At 47.9% G+C, this 21,037-nt stretch carries 19 protein-coding genes; 3 read left to right on the top strand and 16 right to left on the bottom strand.

Going from position 1 to position 21,037, the window contains the following annotated elements; all coding sequences use genetic code 11:
* Positions 1–25 precede the first annotated feature (25 nt).
* Positions 26–1,663: a tetratricopeptide repeat-containing response regulator gene (locus tag CWI84_RS05805; protein ID WP_126841634.1), complete on the top strand. Its 1,638-nt coding sequence runs from the start codon at positions 26–28 to the stop codon at positions 1,661–1,663.
* Here the strand turns inward: CWI84_RS05805 and CWI84_RS05800 are convergent.
* The 16 genes from CWI84_RS05800 to rpsB all read right to left on the bottom strand — a co-directional run bounded on the left by CWI84_RS05800 (position 1,660) and on the right by rpsB (position 17,350).
* Complete coding sequence (locus CWI84_RS05800; RefSeq protein ID WP_126841633.1) at positions 1,660–2,481, bottom strand: pirin family protein; 822 nt, start codon at positions 2,479–2,481, stop codon at positions 1,660–1,662. The genes CWI84_RS05805 and CWI84_RS05800 overlap by 4 nt on opposite strands.
* Positions 2,482–2,501: 20 nt before the next feature.
* The gene (locus CWI84_RS05795; RefSeq protein ID WP_126841632.1) at positions 2,502–3,428 is read right to left on the bottom strand and encodes a glutathione S-transferase family protein; all 927 of its coding nucleotides are present in this window, start codon (positions 3,426–3,428) and stop codon (positions 2,502–2,504) included.
* An 84-nt stretch (positions 3,429–3,512) separates the two neighbouring features.
* Positions 3,513–4,664, bottom strand: a complete 1,152-nt coding sequence (lpxB, locus tag CWI84_RS05790; protein WP_126841631.1) for a lipid-A-disaccharide synthase — start codon at positions 4,662–4,664, stop codon at positions 3,513–3,515.
* On the bottom strand, positions 4,664–5,431 hold the full coding sequence (gene lpxA, locus CWI84_RS05785; RefSeq protein ID WP_126841630.1) for an acyl-ACP--UDP-N-acetylglucosamine O-acyltransferase: 768 nt from the start codon (positions 5,429–5,431) through the stop codon (positions 4,664–4,666). The genes lpxB and lpxA overlap by 1 nt, the downstream gene beginning before the upstream one ends.
* The gene (fabZ, locus tag CWI84_RS05780; RefSeq protein ID WP_126841629.1) at positions 5,432–5,887 is read right to left on the bottom strand and encodes a 3-hydroxyacyl-ACP dehydratase FabZ; all 456 of its coding nucleotides are present in this window, start codon (positions 5,885–5,887) and stop codon (positions 5,432–5,434) included. It abuts the gene before it with no gap.
* A 29-nt stretch (positions 5,888–5,916) separates the two neighbouring features.
* On the bottom strand, positions 5,917–6,942 hold the full coding sequence (gene lpxD / locus CWI84_RS05775) for a UDP-3-O-(3-hydroxymyristoyl)glucosamine N-acyltransferase (protein WP_126841628.1): 1,026 nt from the start codon (positions 6,940–6,942) through the stop codon (positions 5,917–5,919).
* A gap of 2 nt (positions 6,943–6,944) precedes the next feature.
* Positions 6,945–7,463, bottom strand: coding sequence for an OmpH/Skp family outer membrane protein (locus CWI84_RS05770; protein WP_126841627.1), 519 nt, complete (start codon positions 7,461–7,463; stop codon positions 6,945–6,947).
* A 35-nt stretch (positions 7,464–7,498) separates the two neighbouring features.
* Positions 7,499–9,982, bottom strand: coding sequence for an outer membrane protein assembly factor BamA (gene bamA / locus CWI84_RS05765; RefSeq protein WP_126841626.1), 2,484 nt, complete (start codon positions 9,980–9,982; stop codon positions 7,499–7,501).
* A gap of 31 nt (positions 9,983–10,013) precedes the next feature.
* Positions 10,014–11,369 carry a sigma E protease regulator RseP gene (gene rseP, locus CWI84_RS05760; protein WP_126841625.1) on the bottom strand — a complete coding sequence of 452 codons (1,356 nt, stop codon included), beginning with the start codon at positions 11,367–11,369 and terminating at the stop codon, positions 10,014–10,016.
* 13 nt (positions 11,370–11,382) lie between these two features.
* The gene (ispC, locus tag CWI84_RS05755; RefSeq protein ID WP_126841624.1) at positions 11,383–12,582 is read right to left on the bottom strand and encodes a 1-deoxy-D-xylulose-5-phosphate reductoisomerase; all 1,200 of its coding nucleotides are present in this window, start codon (positions 12,580–12,582) and stop codon (positions 11,383–11,385) included.
* A complete protein-coding gene (locus CWI84_RS05750; RefSeq protein WP_126841623.1) occupies positions 12,582–13,445 on the bottom strand; it encodes a phosphatidate cytidylyltransferase in 864 nt (287 codons plus the stop codon). Before CWI84_RS05750 ends, ispC begins: the two co-directional genes overlap by 1 nt.
* Before the next feature lie 3 nt (positions 13,446–13,448).
* Positions 13,449–14,222 carry a polyprenyl diphosphate synthase gene (gene uppS / locus CWI84_RS05745; RefSeq protein ID WP_126841622.1) on the bottom strand — a complete coding sequence of 258 codons (774 nt, stop codon included), beginning with the start codon at positions 14,220–14,222 and terminating at the stop codon, positions 13,449–13,451.
* A gap of 77 nt (positions 14,223–14,299) precedes the next feature.
* Positions 14,300–14,821, bottom strand: coding sequence for a ribosome recycling factor (frr, locus tag CWI84_RS05740; protein ID WP_420843708.1), 522 nt, complete (start codon positions 14,819–14,821; stop codon positions 14,300–14,302).
* Positions 14,822–14,890: 69 nt separating this feature from the next.
* The gene (gene pyrH, locus CWI84_RS05735; protein ID WP_126841620.1) at positions 14,891–15,625 is read right to left on the bottom strand and encodes a UMP kinase; all 735 of its coding nucleotides are present in this window, start codon (positions 15,623–15,625) and stop codon (positions 14,891–14,893) included.
* Positions 15,626–15,728: 103 nt separating this feature from the next.
* Positions 15,729–16,607, bottom strand: a complete 879-nt coding sequence (gene tsf / locus CWI84_RS05730) for a translation elongation factor Ts (RefSeq protein ID WP_126841619.1) — start codon at positions 16,605–16,607, stop codon at positions 15,729–15,731.
* 14 nt (positions 16,608–16,621) lie between these two features.
* Complete coding sequence (gene rpsB / locus CWI84_RS05725; protein WP_126841618.1) at positions 16,622–17,350, bottom strand: 30S ribosomal protein S2; 729 nt, start codon at positions 17,348–17,350, stop codon at positions 16,622–16,624.
* A 279-nt stretch (positions 17,351–17,629) separates the two neighbouring features.
* Between rpsB and map the strand changes: the two genes are divergently transcribed.
* The gene (gene map, locus CWI84_RS05720; protein ID WP_126841617.1) at positions 17,630–18,418 is read left to right on the top strand and encodes a type I methionyl aminopeptidase; all 789 of its coding nucleotides are present in this window, start codon (positions 17,630–17,632) and stop codon (positions 18,416–18,418) included.
* Positions 18,415–21,033 (top strand): [protein-PII] uridylyltransferase, encoded by a 2,619-nt coding sequence (gene glnD, locus CWI84_RS05715; protein ID WP_126841616.1) that lies wholly within the window; start codon positions 18,415–18,417, stop codon positions 21,031–21,033. Before map ends, glnD begins: the two co-directional genes overlap by 4 nt.
* The last annotated feature ends 4 nt before the right edge of the window (positions 21,034–21,037 follow it).

Here is a 21,037-nt window from a genome sequence, read left to right as displayed (position 1 = left end):
TGTACTTAATGAGCCATTCTTGTTGATGAAAAAGCTGGTTAATTTGCGTAAGAAGCGGTTTTTGATCATAGACGATCAAAAACCATTCCAAGTTATGCTCAAAGGCTTGTTACTCAGCCTTGGAGCCGGCGAAGTCGTCACTAAAACCAGCGGCGAAGCGGGCATCGCGGCGCACCAAAAACACCCATTCGACATCCTCATGGTGGATTATAACCTCGGCCGCGGCAAAAATGGTCGACAGGTGCTCGAGGAACTCCGAGCGCGCAATCTCCTGAAAGAAGATAGCTTATTTTTCCTCATCACGGGAGATAATACGCGGCCGATGGTTTTGAGCGCATTGGAGTTGCAGCCCGATGACTACCTGATGAAGCCGTTTTCTCATGGTACCTTGCGGGCGCGTTTGCAGCGCTCTCATAACAAACGGGAAACCCTAAAAGACGTGTACCAACCGCTATTGAAGCACGAATATTACGAGTGCATAGCCGCCTGCCAAAAACATATTGATGAGCAAGGGCGTTACGTCAACTTCTGCCGTAAGCTGCAAGCGGAAATGTACAATAAGACTGAACAATACGACAAAGCAGAAACCTTATTGATGGAACTGCTGTCAGAACATAAACAAGCCTGGGCATTACTGGTTCTGGCAGAAACACGAATGTTGCAAAACCGACCCTACGATGCATTAGATATTGCCAGAAAGGTTGCCCGTTCAACGCCCAACGCAATAGAAGCACATGACTTGCTGGTACGTGCCTACCTCGCTATTGAGGAATACGAAAATGCTTTAGAGTCTGCACGTAAAGCCATATCGTTGGCGCCATATTCGTTGGAACGGCAAAGCCTATTAGCCAACGTGGCACGGCAAAATGGTGACTTTGATCTGGCGCGTCAAGCAATGCAGCATATCGTCGAAATCACCCGTAAATCGGTACACCGCCATCCAAAACATTTATTGGCTTACTTACGCAGTATTTTAGACGCCGCCGAACATGGCGAAACGCGACAGCAAATCAGTCGTTACCAAACCGAAGCCTCGCTAGCCCTGCAACGTGCCAGGTTCGACGATAACATTGTTTATTCGGAACTCAGTTTCGACGATATTGAGAGCGTGGTTTCGGCCCGCATCGAAGCCTTTAACGGCCGTTTCCGCGAAGCTCAGAAACACTTAAATGATGTGGTCGGTACCCAACTCGCCAACGATGAGGAAATTTCCGACGAGCTACTACCCGATATCATGTGTGTGTTAATGGATTTGGGGGAATATGAAAAGGCTGATGAAATCGCTAAAAGACTGCAGCAAGCTGGCGGCGTCGATGAATATACCGAACGTTTGTTAAGCGCACGCATGAACGCCTCACAACAGCGCCAGAACAAGTTCTTTGAATGTCACCACCAAGGCATTAAATATTATCGTAACGGCAACTTTGGCCGCGCTTTGGAAAACTTCACTGAAGCGCTTAAACATGCGCCAATGAATAGCGGTGCTGCATTAAACTACATTCAAGCAGCTAGCCGTATCCTAGGCACCTCTGAAGAACCCAATCAACAACTGGTACAAGAGTGCAAGCGCTGTTTTAGGATTCTCGAAGGATTATCGCTAACCCCGAGCCACCAACAGCGCTACGACCAGCTTTACGAACAATGCCGCCGCTTCGGAGTCTAACTCGCGGTCAATTGCCCTGATTGATAGTCGCGAATAGCCTGTTCAACCTCTTGGTGAGTATTCATTACAAAGGGTCCATATTGCGCAATGGGCTCTGCGATCGGTTTACCCGCTAGCAGGATGGCTGCACCAGTACCCTGCAGCGCTAAATCAGACTGGCTATCAAGCTTGATAATTTCACCACGCTCAATCGCTTCACCATTAATCTGCAAACTGCCGCGATAGACATACATTAATCGAGCTGCTTGCTGTTGCGATGGGATGGTTAGCGAAGTATTGTCGTGCAGCACAATATCGGCCATCAAAAAGTCACGACCCTTAGCTTCAACCGGACCTTTCGCCGCAAATAACTCCCCCCCGATTACCCTCACTGTCGCATTATCAACGTTGACTTCTGGAATGGCATCAGCCGGATAATCCGCCCAGTCAGCGGGGCTCATTTTTTCCGCCGCAGGCAAATTGACCCACAACTGAAAGCCCCACATTAAACCAGACTCTTGTTTAGGCATTTCGGCGTGAATAATGCCTCGCGCAGCTTTCATCCATTGCACTCCGCCAGCTTCAACAACCCCTGTATTGCCCTCAGAGTCTTTATGCTCCATGCGTCCAGCCAACATATAGGTTAAGGTACAAAAACCACGGTGCGGGTGCGGAGGAAAACCGGCAATATAATCGTTTGGATCGTCCGAACGGAATTCATCCAACATTAAAAATGGGTCCTGATACGATAGTCCAGGCTGATTGATAATTCGGGTTAGCTTTACCCCCGCCCCGTCTTGGGCAGGAATTCCGCGATAACGGCCAATAATACTACTCATAATAAAATCCTCAGCTGCAATTACGCAGAAAAATCGATCACAGGTCCTTTGGGGACAATACCGGTTGGGTTAATGGTTTTGTGACTACCATAGTAATGCTGCTTTATATGATCCATTACAAGAGTGTCAGCAACGCCAGGCGTCGCATACAGATCAGCGACATAACGTTTAATGTTAGGAAAATCGCTGATACGTTGACGATTGGTTTTAAAGTGACTGTAGTACACCGCGTCAAATCGCACTAGCGTGGTAAAGAGTCGCCAATCTGCTTCGGTTAACTGATCGCCAACCAAATAACGCTGTTTTCCGAGCATCCCCTCAACCCGATCAAGTGCCGCAAATAACGCTTGGTAGGCTTCCTCATAAGCCTCTTGTGTGGTCGCAAAGCCACAGCGGTAAACACCGTTATTGATATCGCGATAAACCCACTCGTTAACGCCGTCGATAGCTTCACGCAGTGCTGCGGGGTAGAAGTCCTGATGATTGCCGGTGATGTCGTTGAACGCCTGATTAAAAATACGAATGATTTCAGCAGATTCGTTGTTAACGATGGTCTGGGTTTTCTTGTCCCACAACACCGGTACCGTTACCCGCCCCGAATAATTGGGGTCGACCAACTGATAAAGCTGGTAAAGATAATCTTTCTGATGCAATGCGTCATGCAACGGCGGTTGTTTAAATTCCCAGCCATTCTCCAACATTAAAGGGTGCACGACACTGACCGAAATGTGCTGCTCCAAGCCTTTCAATTGGCGGAATATTAATGTCCGATGAGCCCACGGACAGGCATAAGAAACGTACAAGTGATAACGCCCCGATTCGGGGGCAAACTCAGTATCAGGAGCAATTTGGTTGCGGAACTGCGATTCACTGCGAACGAATCGACCGCCATGCTTTTTGGTGTCATACCACTTATCGTGCCATTCACCATCGACTAATAATCCCATCGCTGACTCCTCAAATTTAACGGTTTGGATCAGTATATGGTTAATTATTTCGATTTATTAGTGCTAAATTTGGCTAAAAGCGTTCTATTTTTTAGAATATTCAAGCAGGTCGTGGGCTACGGTAGCGGCTGTTTGACTGGCGCCACGTTGTAACTGTTGGTGGAGCGTTTTAAAGCTCGCTAATAAGGCGCTATTATCATTGACCATGAGTTTCTCCAACTCGCTGACAATCCGCTCAGGATTCACTTGTTGTTGCTCTAGTTCAGGAACTAAGGGCCTCTTTGCCAATAAGTTCGGCAGTGAAAAAAACGGGGCTTTGAATAAGCGTTTAATCACTTGGTAAGTCAGCCAGCTAAAACGATAAGCCACCACCATCGGCCGCTTAATCAGCATTGCTTCAAGCGTTACCGTTCCCGAAGTAAGTAATAAGAAGTCGGCGGCCGCCATGGTTTTTCGTGATTCACCAACACGAATAGTGAGTGGCACTTCTGGGCACGTTTGTTGCCATTGCTGATGAAATTGCTGAGCCCTTTGGTTATTTACCATCGGCGCAATCACGGCCAAATCTTCGTGGCGCTGGTACAATTGCTTAATGGCCTCTAAAAATATTGGACCAAGCCGCTCCACCTCTCCACTTCGACTACCCGGTAATACGGCTAACCAACGTTTCGATTCACTCAATTCTAACGCCTGACGCGCGGGTAAAGCTGGCCATTGCAATGGAATATCGTCGGCTAAGGGATGACCAACAAAGGTTGCTGGAACGCCGTGAGCATCATAGAAGTCTTTCTCAAAGGGCAGTAAACACAGCATGTGGTCAACCGCCTTTTTAATTCCCTTAATTCGCCCTTCTCGCCACGCCCACACCGATGGACTGACATAATGAACGGTCTTGATACCTTGCGCTTTTAGGCGCTTCTCTACCGGCAGATTAAAGTCTGGCGCATCAATACCAACATAAAGATCGGGCTTTGCTGCAATCAGGTCGCTGAGAAGTTGTTTACGAATTGCCAGTAATCGCGGTAAGCGCTTCAATACTTCGAACAATCCCATTACCGACAACTCGTCCATATCGACAGAGGAGACTAGCCCTTGTTGGGTCATAAGGTCTCCACCAATACCGATGAAACGGGCCTGAGGATAGTGTTGTTTTAGCGCCGCCATCATGCCGGCGCCAAGGATATCGCCGGAGACTTCCCCGGCAACGATCGCGATGACAGGAGGACGGTCAGACATTAGGGGCGAATAATACCGCGCGAACTGCTTTTCACAAAGGCGATGAACTCGTCTAACTCACCATTATTGAGTTCTGCCAATTTCGGTAATGCCTCTTCGACCGTCAAGCCTGAACGGTACAAAGTTTTGTACGCTTGCCGAACCGTGCGGATTTGTTCAGCGGTGAAACCTCTGCGCCGCAACCCTTCGGCATTAATCGTGCGCGGGATCGCATTATGCCCTTGCGCCATAATAAACGGCGGAATATCTTGCACCACAATAGAGTTGACGGCAGCAAAGGCGTGCGAGCCGATATGACAGAACTGGTGGATACCCGTCATGCCCCCAAGAATCACCCAATTACCAACATGCACGTGGCCAGCAATGGTGACTAAGTTGGCAAAAATGTTGTTATCGCCAATCATACAATCATGAGCTACGTGCACTTGTGCCATCAGCAAGTTATTACTACCGATCTTGGTTAGACCTTGATCTTGCGTAGTGCCACGGTGGATGGTCACCGATTCTCGGATGATGTTGTTGTCGCCAATCTCAAGCCGAGTGGGCTCGCCCGCATATTTTTTGTCTTGGCAATCTTCACCAACAGAGGCGAACTGGTAGATGGTATTGTTTTTACCAATAACCGTTGGGCCTTTAATCACCACATGCGAGCGAATGTCACAATCGTCACCAATTTCAACATTGGCGCCAATGATGGTCCAAGGGCCTACGCTAACGTTTTTTCCAAGTTTAGCCGAGGGATCAATGATCGCAGTTTGATGAATCACTTAAAACTCTCTTCTGGCACAAATCAATTCTGCACAACACGCCAATTCCCCATCAACCTCTGCGCGCCCAGAGAACTTCCAAATGCCACGCCGTTCTTTATCGAATTCAACATGGAAGTGGATGGTATCGCCTGGCGTTACTTGACGCTTAAAGCGTGCATTATCAACCCCCGCAAACAAATACAATTCGTTAGCGGCAGCTTTTGACTGACTCATTTTAAAGCCCAACAGTCCCGCAGCTTGTGCCATTCCCTCGAGCAATAACACGCCGGGGAAAATTGGATTACCAGGGAAATGTCCCATGAATACGGGTTCGTTAAAGGTCACGTTTTTCACCGCGTGGATTTTCGAACTGGAGTCACAATCAATGACCCGATCGATCAGTAAAAACGGATACCGGTGAGGAAGGAGGTCTAATACACCTCTAATATCAAATCCATTTTCTTGTTCAGACAACAGCTTTACTCCCTAAAAAACGTTCGACACTAAGATTTAAGCTGTGATTCAAGCGATTTAACACGCTTGAACAGATCATCCAACTGGCGAAAACGCGCACCATTTCGGCGCCATTCTCTATGGTTTGTGGCGGGTATACCAGAGGCATAAACGCCCGGCTCAGTGATTGCCTTAATCACCATAGAGAAGCCACTGATTTGGACATCATCACAGATTTCAATGTGACCATTGATTGCTGTTGCACCACCAATCAAACAGCGCTTACCGATGCGACAACTGCCAGCAAGAACGGTACAGCCCGCAATTGCGGTGTCTTCATCAATAAATACATTGTGAGCTATCTGACACTGATTATCGATAATACAGCCGGCAGAAATAATGGTATCGTCTAATGCCCCACGGTCTACTGTGGTATTGGCACCAATTTCTACTCGATCGCCGATTAACACTCGTCCTAGCTGCGGAATTTTAATCCACTTTCCGTTTTCATTAGCCCAGCCAAAACCGTCTGCACCAATAACTGCACCGGCATGCAGCAAGCAATGTTCACCTATCTGGCAACGATGATAGATCGTAACGCCCTGCCAGATGGTTGTACCAGCACCAATTTTTACTTCCGCGCCAATGTAACTATTTGCCCCGATTGCCACATTATCGCCGATGACAGAGCCCTCCGAGATCACCGCATTCGGACCCACCGAGACGTTATTTCCCAAGCTTGCCGATGGCGCAATAGTCGCCGACTCAGCAATGCCTTCAGCAGGGCTTGGCGTGGTATCCAGAAGCTGAGCAATTTTTGCAAATGCTGCGTATGGATTATCGATAACCAAGGCCACCGCCACACTGTCGCTGTCGTCATCTTTCGGCGACACTATGACGGCGCTTGCTTGGGTCGTTTTCAACTGCGAGCTGTAACGACTGTTGGCTAAAAACGCAATTTCACCAGACTTTGCTGACGCGAGCGTTGCCACTGCTGAAATTTGCGTACTGTCATCACCACGGACTTTTCCACCAACGTGGTCCGCGAGCTCTGCGATGGAAAACGTTTTGGTCATTCTTACTTACCTGACTTAGACATCTCTGCGACAACTTCATCTGACAAGTCATTATCAGCCTTGATAAATACCACTGCGTTGCTTTGCAGCACTAAATCAAAGTTCTCTTGCTTCGCAACCACGTTAATCGCCTCTTGCACTTGGCCAAGCAACTTATTGCGCTCTTCGCCTTGACGACGACGTGTATCTTCTTGCAACGCCTTGCCTTTCAGTTGCGCTTCGGCAATCAGTTGTTCAAGATCTCGACTCAACTTGGTCTTCTCTTGCTCAGACATGATTGATGCATCACGCTCCTGCTTTTGACGTAATTCTTGGATTTTTTGTTCCATTTGACGCATTTCTTCAAAGCGATCGCTGAACTCGTCCTGCAGCTTCTGTGCAATGGCTTCACGTTGCGGCAATTCTTGGAAGATTTGCATCATATCTACAACGCCAATCTTCTGTTGTGCTTGCGCAGCATTAGCAACAAATACTCCAGACATAACAACGGCCAGCGCCATAGTTTTAACCAATGTTTTCAAAGTTTACTCCTTGATGCTCTTTTTTATTAGTAGAATTAAAAGGTTGTACCTATATTAAACGAGAAAATTCGAGTTCTGTCACCTTCGACCTTTTTAATCGGCCGCGCAAGCGAAAATACCAACGGCCCCATCGGTGAAATCCACTGCACAGAAATACCCGCTGAAGCGCGGAAGTCACCAAGCGAACTATAGTCCGTCAATGGTTGGCTGCCAGGTACCAAATCTAACGTTTTATAATAATCGTAATCGAATTCAGTATCCCATACTGTACCGACATCAACAAATATACTGGTTCGCACACTATTGCGATAGCCCTCGCTGATAAATGGGGTTGGAACGATCAACTCTGCACCAGCCGAGAGAATAGCATTACCGCCTAATGCATAACGACTAACCGAGATAGTATCAGCACCATTACCGACAGGATATCCCGGTGGGTTACCGGTGATGTCTGGCGGTCCATCAATTTGATTTGCCGCTGCCAGAACCGCCCTAGGGCCTACAGTATTTGACTCGAAACCACGCAAATTATCGGATCCGCTAATCCGGAAATACTCCCAGAATGGCATCAAATAATCGTTGTTATTATCGTCTTGTCCATAACCATTTCCGTAGCCAACGCGGAAACGACTCAAGAACGTCCACTGTTGATCATCCGATAATGGGATGTAGTTATTAAACTCGTAATTAAAGCGGAAATATTGCACATCACTGATTGGCGTGGAGATATTTACACTTGCCCTTTGCTCAGAGCCGTTTGTAGGAAACACTCCACGGTTCAGGGTAATCCGTGACCATCCAGCGGTTAATTCATAAATGTTAAAGCCAACTCCTGCTTCAGGGTTTTGCTCATCAATATATGGCGCATAGAAGGTACGAATTTGCTCATAACCATCAACATTTGTGACATGCTGATTACGATAGCCCACACCAAACGACAGGCTATTGATCTCGTCTACAGGAAAGCCGAGATTAGCACTTACGCCATATTCTTTTTGATTATAACGAATCAAGTTTTCCGCTTGCCCGGCGTCAAATTCACTAACATAGACGCGACCTGAAAGGCTTACACCGTTAATGGTGAAATATGGGTCAGCATAAGACAATGAAAAGCTTTTACTGAAACGGCTCGTATTAATATTAAAGGCTGCTCGGTTACCGGTACCTAGGAAGTTATTCTGCGATATACCGGCATTAAGCTGCAAACCGGAATAATCGCCATAGCCTATCCCCGCATTAAACGAGCCAGAGGGCTGTTCTTTTACCGTGTATGTCACGTCAACTTGATCACTTCTGCCGTCGACTTTTTCTGTCGAGCTCTCTACGCTCTCAAAGAAGCCTAAACGCTCTAGCCGTATTTTACCTTGTTCGACCAATGTGTCTGCGAGAGGCGCAGCCTCTAACTGTCGCATCTCGCGCCGTAAAACACGTTCCGATGTCGTCTGGTTACCCTCAAACTTTATCCTACGCACATAAATGCGTTGCCCGGGTTCAACCGAGAACGTGAGTTCAACCGTTTTGTCTTCTTCATTAATATTCGGAATGGCTTTAACTTCTGGATAAGCATATCCATATCGTCCGTAAAAACGACTGACCATATCCTCGATGTAAGTGATTTGAGCCGCGTTATAAAGTGTGCCCTCTTTGATTTTTGTCAAACGTTTGACAATCTCTTCTTTACCTTTCAGATCGCCTATTACGTCAGTCCCACTGATACGGTATTTTTCCCCTTCTGTGATATTCAGGGTTATATAGATACTTTCCTTATTCGGGGTCATCGAGACCTGGGTACTATCAACCTTAAATTGCAAGTAACCGCGATCACGATAAAAGGACTCTAGCTTTTCCAAATCACCAGAGAGTTGTTGCTTTTGGTAGCGCTTTTCACCAATGATGTTGTACCAAGCCAAATCATCTTTTAATTCAAACTGCTCGATGATTTTATCTTTAGGGTAAGAATGGTTACCAACGATATTGATTTGCGCAATTTCAGCGGCATCGCCCTCATCAAAGGTAATATCCAACGACACCCGATTACGCGGCAACTCTCGGACCTTTACCGAGACTTTGGCATTGTATTTACCAACACTGTGGTAAAAATCTTCCAAACCCTTTTCAATTCCGGACACCGTTGTTTGATCGAGCGGTTCACCGACAACAACATTATTATCAACTAAGCTACCTTCTAGCTGTTCATCTTTAATGTCGCTATTACCATCAAAGTTAATTTCTGCAATGGTAGGTCGCTCGTGCACTTGAAATACCAGCGTGTTGCCATCCTGTAAGGCGACAATATTATTGAAATGCGTTGATGAGTATAACGACTTTATCGCACTACGAATTTGCATCTCTGTGACTTCGTCACCGACCCGGACTGGAATATAGGTTAACGCCGCACCCAGCGCTACTCGCTGCAATCCCCTCACTTCAATATCTTTTACTACAAAATCATCAGCGGCAAAGGCCGGTGAAATAGTTGCCGCGATTAGCGTACTTAAAAACAGCTTTTTAAACGTCATTCTGTTCTACTTATCGTTGGTTCGTTTTGACTCAGAGCACAAATCGGAAAATGTCATTGGTGATGGCTAATAACATCAGCGCAAACACTAACGCACCACCTATGCGATAACAAACATCCTGTATTTTTTCCGAGACGGGTTTACCCCGAGCCCACTCGATCACAAAAAATAATAAATGGCCGCCATCAAGAACCGGTAATGGTAACAGGTTTATGATGCCGAGATTAACACTTAATAGCGCTAAAAAGCCGAGAAAATAGACCAAACCCTGGTTGGCGCTTATGCCAGCCCCCTCGGCAATGCTTAACGGCCCAGCCAAGTTCTTTACCGACACATCGCCAGTCAATAACTTGCCGATCATTTGTACGCTTACCACCATCAAATCCCAGGTTCTGGCTGCACCTTGTGCAACCGCTTCTACAGGACCATATTGGTGGTTAAAGCGGTAGGCCGCTGGATAAGGCTCCGCTTGCGGAACTACCCCAAGAAAACCTATGACTCCAGAACCTGTCTCGCGTTCCCCAATTTTTGCCTGAATCGTCATATTTTGTTGATCGCGTCGCACGCGAAATTCTAACGTCTCACCAGCAGCGGCGCGAATAGCAGCGCTGATAGTTTGCCAATCTGACACCGCATCGCCATTAATCGCGAGAATTTCATCGCCCTTCTTGAAGCCCGCAGCGGCTGCCGGCGAGTCGTTAGCAACGCTGGCGAGACGGCGGTAAACCTTCGGCTGAAAAACCTCAATTCCTAAACTGGTGAAGGTCGCCTGCTTTTCCGGATCAAATTGCCAGTCGCTTAATTGCAGCGTTCGTGTCTGTTCGCTGCCATCAGGATTGCGCACTACAATGGTCGCTTGCTGGTTACCTAATGCCGCCATTAAGCCAAGCTGGACACGTTGCCAGTCATAAGTTTCTGTATCGTTGATACGGACAATTTCTTGGCCGCTGTGCAGCTCTGCTTGGGCCGCAATCGACTGTGGTTGCACATCACCAATAATGGGCTTAATCGACGGCACGCCAATCACGAACATTAACCAAAGCGCCACCACGGCTAACACAAAATTTGCAACAGGCCCTGCCGCGACAACGGCAAAGCGCTTATACACCGACTGGGCATTAAAACTGACGGGGCGTTGCTCTGGACTGACATCATCAATACGCTCGTCAAGCATGCGCACGTAGCCACCTAACGGAATCAAGCCCAACTGGTAAACCGTTCCATCTTTGCCAGTGCGTCGCCACAGCGCTTTACCAAAGCCAACGGAGAAAGTCAGCACTTTCACTCCACAACGGCGCGCAACATAAAAGTGTCCCCACTCATGAAAGGTCACTAAAATTCCCAAGGTGACGACAAAGGAAGCGGCATACCAAAGCATTTCTAACATCAACAACCCTCTCTCATGCTAGCTCCCGAACACGCTGATTGGCGCGCCGACGACTGTCTTCATCGACTGCTAAAACCTGTTCAAGTTCAGTGCAGGGATGTAACGAAATATGTTGTAAAACATGGTCACAAACATTGGCTATTTGGCCAAAAGCGATCCTTTCTGCCAAAAACTCGGCAACGGCAACTTCATTAGCAGCATTTAACGCAGTCGTCGCCGCTTGCCCTGCCCAGCAGCAATCAATGGCGAGCTGCAGGCTTGGATAGCGCTGAAAATCCGGTGCTTCAAAGGTTAATTGACCCAGTTGACTAAAATCTAATCCTTTCACACCACTGCGAATTCGCTCAGGATAGCCCAAGCAGTGCGCAATTGGGGTTCGCATATCAGGTTCGCCCAACTGCGCTATCACCGAACCATCGCGATACTGTACCATCGAGTGGATGACACTCTGCGGGTGCACAATCACTTCTAATTGCTGCTGCTGGCAATTAAATAGCCAACGCGCCTCAATATATTCCAAACCTTTATTCAACATGGTCGCAGAGTCGACCGATATTTTCCGGCCCATCGACCAATTGGGGTGCTTGCAGGCAGAATCTGGCGTTTGATGGTAGAGGTCGTTAATGGGCAGTTGACGAAACGGTCCGCCAGAACCGGTTAACAAAATTTTGTCGATACCGTGTTCGGTTAAATCAGCAGAGCCGACTTGTTTTTGCGCGGTCTCTGGCAAACATTGGAAAATGGCATTGTGCTCACTATCGACAGGTAGTAGTTCTGCTCCAGATTGTTGTGCAGCGCGAATAAATAACTCGCCACTCATCACCAGCGCTTCTTTGTTCGCTAGCAACACTCGTTTTCCTGCATGCACCGCAGCAAGTGTCGGTGCTAAGCCTGCAGCGCCAACGATCGCCGCCATCACGACATCGACCTCAGCGGCAGCGCTCACTTGCTTTAAGGCGTCTGCGCCAACCAACACCTCCGTCAAGCTATCAACCGCTAAATATTGTTTTAGTTGCGCAGCTTTGTCGCTGCTCGGAACCACCGCATAACGTGGCGAGAAGCGCTGACAAATGTCAGCCAAGCCCTGTATTTGTTGAAATGCGGTGACGGCATAAAGGCGAAAATCATCGCTATGCCGGGCGATAATATCTAAGGTACTTTGTCCGATGGAGCCCGTTGCTCCCAACACCGTAACTTGTTGCTGTTTTGCCATTACAACAAGAACCCTAAGTATGACAAAGTGAACACCGGAACTGCCGCAGTAAGGCTATCGATACGGTCCAATATGCCGCCGTGGCCAGGCAGGATAGCACCGCTATCTTTTACCCCAGCGCAACGCTTGAACATGCTCTCGTTCAGGTCACCAAACACCGAAGCAATAACCGTTAATAGGCCGGTTAAATAGAATCCGGTAAATTGTGACGCTGGCACTTCGGCCCAATGAGCCACGACCATCATCACCACGAATGCAAGGGTGATTCCACCGCACAAGCCCTCCATGGTTTTGCCTGGACTCACTGCCGGCATCATTTTATTACGGCCATAACGTACGCCAGCGAAATACGCACCAACATCAGCAGCCCAGACCAACAATAATATAAACAGCACAACCCAACCGCCAAAGAACGGATAGATATCAATATTTAATGAGCGTACAGCAACCAGCGCCGCCCAGGTTGGAATGAAGATTAATATCCCGAATACGCCGACGATCATTCGTGTTCGAGACCAGAGCCGACGACTGCCTGGATAATTAACAATCAACGCCAGTGCAGCAATCCACCACACACCACCAGCGACGATACAGTAAAACAGCCAAGCGTTGAGTTGGTGTTGCTGCCAAATATTACTCCAAGGAACGGCATAGCTTAAGCCACTGATAATCGCCCCAATCAATACCGTATAGGCAATCCGGCTTGCTCGCCTGCGCAAGCCCATAAGCGGCGACCACTCCCACGCTCCTAGAATCAAAATAGCTTGAATGAATAACGAAAACCCCCACATTGGCAGCATAAACACGGCATATAATGCCAATGGGATTAAAATCAGTGCGGTTAAAATACGTTGTTTAAGCAAACGTTAGTCCTCAGATACCTGTGCTACGCGTTTTATTACATCGTTGATTTGCTCACTCGTCAAACCAAAGCGACGCTCGCGCGAGGCAAAATCTGCGACGGCTTCGGCAAAGACTTGTTCATCAAAGTCGGGCCACAGCACGTCGGTAAAATAAAATTCCGCATAAGCGACTTGCCAAAGCAGGAAATTACTGACTCGGTGTTCTCCGCCCGTGCGAATCAGTAAATCGGGTTGCGCTTGCTGCGCTAGCTGAATATGTTGTTGCAACAGCTTTTCATCAATCGCTTGCGGATGTAATGTCCCGGCAGCCACTTGCTCAGCAAGCTGACGAGCGGCATTAACGATATCCCAACGTCCACCGTAGTTGGCAGCAATATTTAATTGCAGTGCGGTGTTTTGTGCGGTTAATTTTTCCGCTTCTGCAATCCTTTCTTGCAAGCGTTTAGAAAACTGCGAAGTATCTCCGACCACATTTAAGCGTACGTTACGTTCATGCAGCTCCGGCACCTCACGCTTTAATACCGTCATAAACAGTTCCATTAGTACCGTAACTTCGGCTTTTGGTCGCTGCCAATTTTCGCTGCTAAAGGCAAACAACGTGAGGCTTTCAATACCATTTCTGCGAGCAAACGAAACCGCCCTGCGGACAGATTCCGCACCGGCTTTGTGCCCTGCCGTGCGACGCTTACCCCGCTTTTTAGCCCAGCGCCCATTGCCGTCCATAATAATGGCAACGTGCTTCGGCATTAACTGTTTTACTGTCGGTAATGAGTTCATTTAGCTACTTCAATAAAAAACGCCGTGCGAGTATACCTGACACGGCGTCTTTCACCAATGAATGGTCTGATGACCGGTTAAACTTCCATCAGGTCTTGTTCTTTCGCTTTCAGCAGCTCATCCACTTTAGCAATATAGCTATCTGTTACTTTCTGGATTTCGTCGACTGCTTTGTGCTCTTCATCTTCTGTGATTTCTTTTTCTTTCAAAAGTTCTTTCACATCGGCATTAGCGTCACGACGAATATTCCGAATCGCAATACGACCGTTCTCGGCATCAGCACGAACCACTTTTACTAAATCGCGACGGCGCTCTTCAGTCAACGGTGGCAATGGAATACGGATAACCGATCCAGCAGCCGCTGGATTCAATCCTAAATCAGAGGTCATAATCGCTTTTTCGACCGCTTGCGACGCCGACTTATCAAACACCGTCAGTGCTAACGTTCGGCTGTCCTCAGTGGTAATATTTGCGAGCTGCTTAAGCGGTGTATCAACGCCGTAATAGTTCACCATAACGCCGTCTAACAAGCTTGGGTGTGCACGACCGGTGCGCACCTTTGAAATTTGATTACGCAAGCTTTCTACACTTTTTTCCATGCGCTGCTTAGCGTCTTTTATAATGTCATTAATCACGTTACTTTCCTTTCCTAAACTTTTGTTGGCTGATTAGTCGGCCTGCTTGCTAATTAGTGTACCTTCTTCTTCGCCCATAATCACGGATTTCAGCGCGCCAGGCTTATTCATATTGAACACTTTGATCGGCAATCCATGATCGCGAGCCAGGGTAAATGCCGCTAAATCCATCACTTTCAACTGTTGCTGAAGCACATCATCATAGCTGATGTGTCGGTACAGGGTAGCATTTGGGTCAACATTAGGATCGGCAGAATACACACCATCAACTTTGGTGCCCTTTAATACCATCTCCGCTTCGATTTCGATGCCGCGTAAACAAGCCGCCGAATCGGTGGTAAAAAATGGATTGCCGGTACCAGCGGAAAAAATCACTACGCGGCCAGACTTTAACAAGCTAATAGCCTCAGCCCAGTTGTAACTGTCGCATACGCCCGTTAACTCGATAGCAGACATCAGCCGAGCGTTAACAAATGCTCGATGCAATGCGTCACGCATCGCCAAGCCATTCATGACCGTGGCGAGCATTCCCATATGGTCACCAACCACACGGTTCATCCCAGCTTTTGCTAAGCCTTCCCCACGAAACAAATTGCCACCGCCAATCACGAGGCCAACTTGCACCCCTAGTTCAACCAATTCTTTGATTTCCTGTGCCATGCGGTCCAACACTTTCGCGTCGATGCCAAATGGCTCATCGCCCATCAGTGCTTCACCACTTAATTTTAGAAGAATGCGTCGATAACCAGGTTTGGGATGCGTGCTCATAGTCCAATATCTTCCTTTCGTGGGTTAAAAAAAACCGCGTCCTGATCGCTCAAGACGCGGTTTCTATTACAAGTTGTTGGTGCTCTTTACCAACATAATCTACTTAGCCTTTTTTCGCAGCCGCCACTTGTGCTTGAACTTCAGAGGCGAAATCTTCCTCTTTGCGCTCAATACCTTCACCGACTTCAAAACGAACGAAGGTCACAACGTCTGCGCCCGCTTTCTTAAGCAAGTCGCCAACCGTCATTGAAGGGTCTTTAACAAATGGTTGACCCGTCAAGCTGATTTCGCCAGTGAATTTACGCATACGGCCTTCGACCATTTTCTCTGCGATTTCTTTTGGCTTACCGCTTTGCATTGCGATATCAACTTGGATTTGACGCTCTTTTTCAACAACTTCAGCATCAACGTCTTCAGGCTTAACGAATTGAGGGTTGCTTGCTGCAACGTGCATGCACAAGTCACGCGCCAACTCTTCGTCACCACCGTTTAACGCCACAGCTACACCAATACGGTTGCCATGAGTGTAAGTCGCAACGTTGTCGCCTTGTTCGATGGTTGTAACACGACGAACCGTCATGTTTTCACCGATTTTGGCAACCAAGTCTTCGCGAGTCTTTTCAACCGTTTGGCCACCGATATCGGTCGCTTTCAACGCTTCAACGTCGTTCTCTTTGCTATTGAACGCTGCGTCAATAACTTTCTCACCGAAGCCGAGGAAGTTTTCGTCACGGGCAACGAAGTCAGTTTCGCAGTTAAGCTCTACTAATGTTGCTTGGTTACCTGCAGATTTCACTAAGATAACGCCTTCAGCGGCAACACGGCCGGCTTTTTTCGCGGCTTTCGCTTGACCGCTCTTGCGCATCAATTCGATTGCTGCTTCTAAATCACCGTCGACTTCTTGCAACGCTTTTTTGCAATCCATCATGCCAGCGCCAGTGCGCTCGCGCAGTTCTTTAACTTGAGCTGCTGTAATCGCCATTTACTTGTTTCCTCTTATTCAGTTTCTTCGACGAAGTCGTCAGCGTCTTTCGCTTCAGCACTTCCAGCGCGCGCGTCTTTGACTGCTGTAGCAGCAGAGTTCAGGTATAACTGAACCGCACGGATTGCGTCGTCGTTTCCTGGAATCACGTAATCTACGCCATCAGGATCTGAGTTAGTATCAACAACAGCAACAACTGGGATACCCAGGTTGTTCGCTTCTTTAATCGCGATGTGCTCGTGGTCAGCATCGATTACGAACAATACATCAGGCAAGCCGCCCATGTTCTTAATACCGCCAAGACCTTTCTCAAGCTTAGCCATCTCACGCGTGTTAACCAACGCTTCTTTTTTGGTCAGCTTGTCGAATGTGCCGTCTTGGCTCATGGTTTCAAGGTCTTTCAAACGCTTGATTGACTGACGAACAGTTTTCCAGTTAGTCAACATACCACCCAACCAACGGTGGTTAACGTAAAACTGGTTGCAGTTTTCTGCTGCTTCTTTTACCGATTCAGCGGCTGCGCGCTTAGTACCTACAAAAAGAATTTTGCCTTTGTTTGACGCTACGTGTTGCAGATAGCTCAACGCGTCGTTAAACATAGGAACCGTCTTTTCGAGGTTAATGATATGAATCTTGTTACGAGCGCCAAAAATGAATGGCTTCATTTTTGGGTTCCAGAAGCGAGTTTGGTGACCGAAATGGACACCGGCTTTCAACATGTCACGCATTGACACAGTTGCCATAATAATTTCCTTTAATTGTAAGGGGTTAGGCCTCCATACATCCCATGAACCGACTCTGTCTGCGAATCGCTTCGCGAACTGAGCACCCCGTTTCATGTGCCGATGTATGTGTGGTGTTTTAAGTGTATTTTTCGCAATTCTTCGAACTGCGGGCGCTTTATACCACAAAACCTCAGTTAAAAGCAACGTTTAGCGTGCCGTTAAAGCATAGCGTTTAACGCCGTGGGCTGATAAACTAGCGCCCTAAATTAGGCTGGAATGACGATTTTTAGGGGCAGTATGTCAACCATCATTAAAACTGCAGAAGAAATTGAAAAAATGCGCGCCGCAGGACGGCTTGCCGCCAGTGTGTTGGAAATGATCGGTGAGCACGTCAAAGCAGGCGTCACAACGGAAGAGCTAGACCGTATCTGCCACGAGTATATTGTGGCGCACGATGCCTACCCTGCACCGTTAAATTACCATGGTTTTCCAAAATCCATTTGTACCTCGGTTAACCACTGCGTTTGTCATGGTATACCGGGGGAGAAGCCGCTTAAAGACGGTGACATCATTAATATCGATGTTACGGTTAAACTCGATGGCTACCATGGCGATACCTCGAAGATGTTTATCGTTGGGAAACCGTCAATTATGGCAGAACGTTTGGTACGTGTGACGCAGGAGTCTCTGTACAAAGCGATTGAAATGGTACGTCCTGGTATTAAAACCGGTGATTTTGCCGAAGTCATCCAGAAGCACGCCGAGCAGCATGGCTATTCAATTGTGCGTGAATACTGCGGTCACGGTATCGGTGCCGGCTTCCATGAAGATCCACAAATTTTGCATTACGGTACAGCGGGTTCTGGTGACGATGTCGTCGCTGGCATGTGCTTTACCATTGAGCCGATGGTCAATGCCGGTAAACGGCAGACTAAATTAATGAAAGACGGCTGGACGGTATTAACCAAAGACCGCAGTTTAAGTGCACAATGGGAGCATACCTTACTGGTAACTGACGATGGCGTAGAAATCTTAACCCTACGCGAAGAAGAGACCATTCCACGGGTTATCAAACACGCTTCATGAGCAACCTCGCCGACGACTTTAACGCCAACTGGCCGGACGGTGATCCTACCGGCCAGTTAGCTATTTATCGAGATATTCTCGGGCGCTATTACCGTTGGTCTGAAGCACAATTTATTACCAGTGACATTGGCGCACTGCTGCGCCACCGAGCCAACCTATTCGACAACCTGCTGAGACACCTGTGGCAGCAATTCGCCTTGGATGCTTTCCCGTTAGCTTTAGTCGCCGTGGGTGGCTATGGCAGAGAAACCTTACATCCGGGTTCAGACATTGATTTACTCATTGTCTGCGAAGATCATCAGCCGACAATGCCTGCCGTTGGCGAATTACTGACATTTCTGTGGGATTTGCACTTAGATGTTGGCCATTCGGTGCGTACCGTCGCCGACTGTATTGCGCAGGCCGCAGACGATATCACGGTCGCCACTAACCTTGTTGAAGTGCGTTTCTTGACCGGTCAACATAATTTGTTTTATCTGCTGCAACACGCGATTCAGAATGATTTTCCTTGGTCTAGTCGTGCGTTTTATCAGGCCAAATTAGCCGAACAACAACAACGTCATTTGCAATACCACGGCACCTCTTACAACCTTGAACCCAGCATTAAGTCCAGTCCGGGCGGATTGCGAGACTTACAGACCATCGGTTGGATTGCCAAGCAGCATTTCCGTACCCACACCGATGAAAGCTTGGTGGAATATGGTTATATGACGGCTGAGGAGTTGCTTGAACTGCACGAATGTATGGACTGGCTGTGGCGTATTCGCTTCGCTCTGCACCTTGAGGTTGGCAAACGCGAAGATCGGTTGCTATTCGATTTTCAACCGGGTGTCGCTATGCGGCTTGGCTACGGCAACGAGGGGAAACGCTCGGTTGAGCTGATGATGAAGGACTATTTTAAAGTCGTGCTGCGGGTGAATGAACTCAATCGCATGTTACTGCAGTTCTTTGAACAAGCCATTCTTGGCGACCAAGATTTGCAGCAGTTCAACGACATCGATAATGATTTTATCACCATCAATGGGTTGCTTGCGGCTCGCCACGACGACGTTTTTGCCGACCCGCGCAACTTGTTACGCTGTTTCCTAGTGATCGCTCAGCAACCGCAAATACAAGGCATTCAATCGCATACCATTAGGCTACTCAGGAATGCACGTGCCGGACTCAACGAACCGCTCAGTTATGATGCGGACTGTCGCGCACTGTTTTGCCAGTTACTTGCCCATCCACAAGGTTGTGGCAAAGCGTTTGAACTGATGCATCAACACAGTATCTTGGCGAACTACCTCCCCCAGTGGCAGCAAATTGTTGGGCAAATGCAGTTTGATTTATTTCACGCCTATACTGTCGATGAACACACCTTTCGCCTAGTCCGCAACCTTTACCGCTTTACCGAGCCACAAGCGACCGAAGATTTTGCGTTGTGCCATCAGTTGGTGGAAAAAATGCAGCGCCGCCACTGCTTATTTATCGCCGGAATTTTTCATGATATCGCCAAAGGACGAGGAGGAGACCACTCTGAGTTAGGCGAAATGGATGCTCGTAATTTTTGTTTCCTACACGGCTACAACGAGGCAGAAACAGAGCTGGTCGCATTCTTGGTTCGCCATCACTTGCTACTGTCAGTCACCGCCCAGAAGCGCGACATTCACGATCCTGACGTAATAAAAACCTTTGCTAGCCAAGTTGCCAGTGTTGAGCGGTTAGACTATCTGTACTGCCTCACCGTTGCTGATATTAGAGCAACCAACCAATCACTCTGGAATAATTGGAAAGCGACATTATTAGAAGAGCTCTATCGAGCTACCCGTGAGCTACTTGAGCAAGATTCGGCGGAGCCTGCTTTGGATGTCCGCCGCCGGATTGCCGAAAACAAAGCCGCAGCAATGGCACTACTGCTAAGCGCAGGATACGATGAAAAAGCGATTTTGGCGTTGTGGGGGCGGTTTACCGTCGATTACTTTTTCCGTCATAGCGCCGAACAAATTGCTTGGCACTCACAAAACATCATTGATCTATCCACCGAACAATTGCCGCTGATTTTGATTGGTGATGAAAATAATCATGGTTTTACCGAACTGTTTATTTACCATCACGAGGAAAGTCACCTTTTTGCAGCAGTTGCGGCAGTGCTGGATAGCCAACGCCTGAGTATTCATGATGCACAGATTTTGGCGACCCGTGACGGCTATGTGATGGACACCTTTGTGCTATTGCAAAGTAATGGTAAACCGTTAACCTCTAGCAGTCGCATTGAGGAAGTGAAACAACAACTGCTTGATGTGCTGCACAAACGCGCCCCAGTACCTAGAAATCAACGACCACTATCGCGACGGATGAAAAACTTTACTGTCAACACTCGGGTAAACTTCTTACCCAGTAAGCACCAGAAGCGCACGACCTTTGAATTAATCACGCTTGACCGCCCAGGTTTGGTCGCTAAACTAGCGGCGACGATGCAACAGCTTAATGTCACAGTGCTGGCGGCGAAAATTACCACTATTGGCGAACAGGCGGAGGATTTATTTATCGTCAGTTCCACCGCTGGCCAAGCACTGACCGAGCAGCAGCAACAGCAATTAAAGCAATCTTTTATTGAATCTTTAGAACAGTAGGACC

The sequence above is a fragment of the Idiomarina tyrosinivorans genome, assembly GCF_003987475.1.
Taxonomy (GTDB): Bacteria; Pseudomonadota; Gammaproteobacteria; order Enterobacterales; family Alteromonadaceae; genus Idiomarina; species Idiomarina tyrosinivorans.
The sequence above is the reverse complement of the archived record's forward strand: the minus strand, read 5'-3'. Positions and strand labels throughout refer to the sequence as shown.

Excerpts from the sequence above, each read along its gene's own strand:
- CWI84_RS05805 (WP_126841634.1), top strand. The coding sequence starts at position 26 with ATGAAAAAGCTGGTTAATTTGCGTAAGAAGCGGTTTTTGATCATAGAC.
- CWI84_RS05800 (WP_126841633.1), bottom strand. The coding sequence starts at position 2,481 with ATGAGTAGTATTATTGGCCGTTATCGCGGAATTCCTGCCCAAGACGGG.
- CWI84_RS05795 (WP_126841632.1), bottom strand. The coding sequence starts at position 3,428 with ATGGGATTATTAGTCGATGGTGAATGGCACGATAAGTGGTATGACACC.
- lpxB (WP_126841631.1), bottom strand. The coding sequence starts at position 4,664 with ATGTCTGACCGTCCTCCTGTCATCGCGATCGTTGCCGGGGAAGTCTCC.
- lpxD (WP_126841628.1), bottom strand. The coding sequence starts at position 6,942 with ATGACCAAAACGTTTTCCATCGCAGAGCTCGCGGACCACGTTGGTGGA.
- bamA (WP_126841626.1), bottom strand. The coding sequence starts at position 9,982 with ATGACGTTTAAAAAGCTGTTTTTAAGTACGCTAATCGCGGCAACTATT.
- rseP (WP_126841625.1), bottom strand. The coding sequence starts at position 11,369 with ATGTTAGAAATGCTTTGGTATGCCGCTTCCTTTGTCGTCACCTTGGGA.
- ispC (WP_126841624.1), bottom strand. The coding sequence starts at position 12,582 with ATGGCAAAACAGCAACAAGTTACGGTGTTGGGAGCAACGGGCTCCATC.
- uppS (WP_126841622.1), bottom strand. The coding sequence starts at position 14,222 with ATGAACTCATTACCGACAGTAAAACAGTTAATGCCGAAGCACGTTGCC.
- frr (WP_420843708.1), bottom strand. The coding sequence starts at position 14,821 with ATGGAAAAAAGTGTAGAAAGCTTGCGTAATCAAATTTCAAAGGTGCGC.
- pyrH (WP_126841620.1), bottom strand. The coding sequence starts at position 15,625 with ATGAGCACGCATCCCAAACCTGGTTATCGACGCATTCTTCTAAAATTA.
- tsf (WP_126841619.1), bottom strand. The coding sequence starts at position 16,607 with ATGGCGATTACAGCAGCTCAAGTTAAAGAACTGCGCGAGCGCACTGGC.
- rpsB (WP_126841618.1), bottom strand. The coding sequence starts at position 17,350 with ATGGCAACTGTGTCAATGCGTGACATGTTGAAAGCCGGTGTCCATTTC.
- map (WP_126841617.1), top strand. The coding sequence starts at position 17,630 with ATGTCAACCATCATTAAAACTGCAGAAGAAATTGAAAAAATGCGCGCC.
- glnD (WP_126841616.1), top strand. The coding sequence starts at position 18,415 with ATGAGCAACCTCGCCGACGACTTTAACGCCAACTGGCCGGACGGTGAT.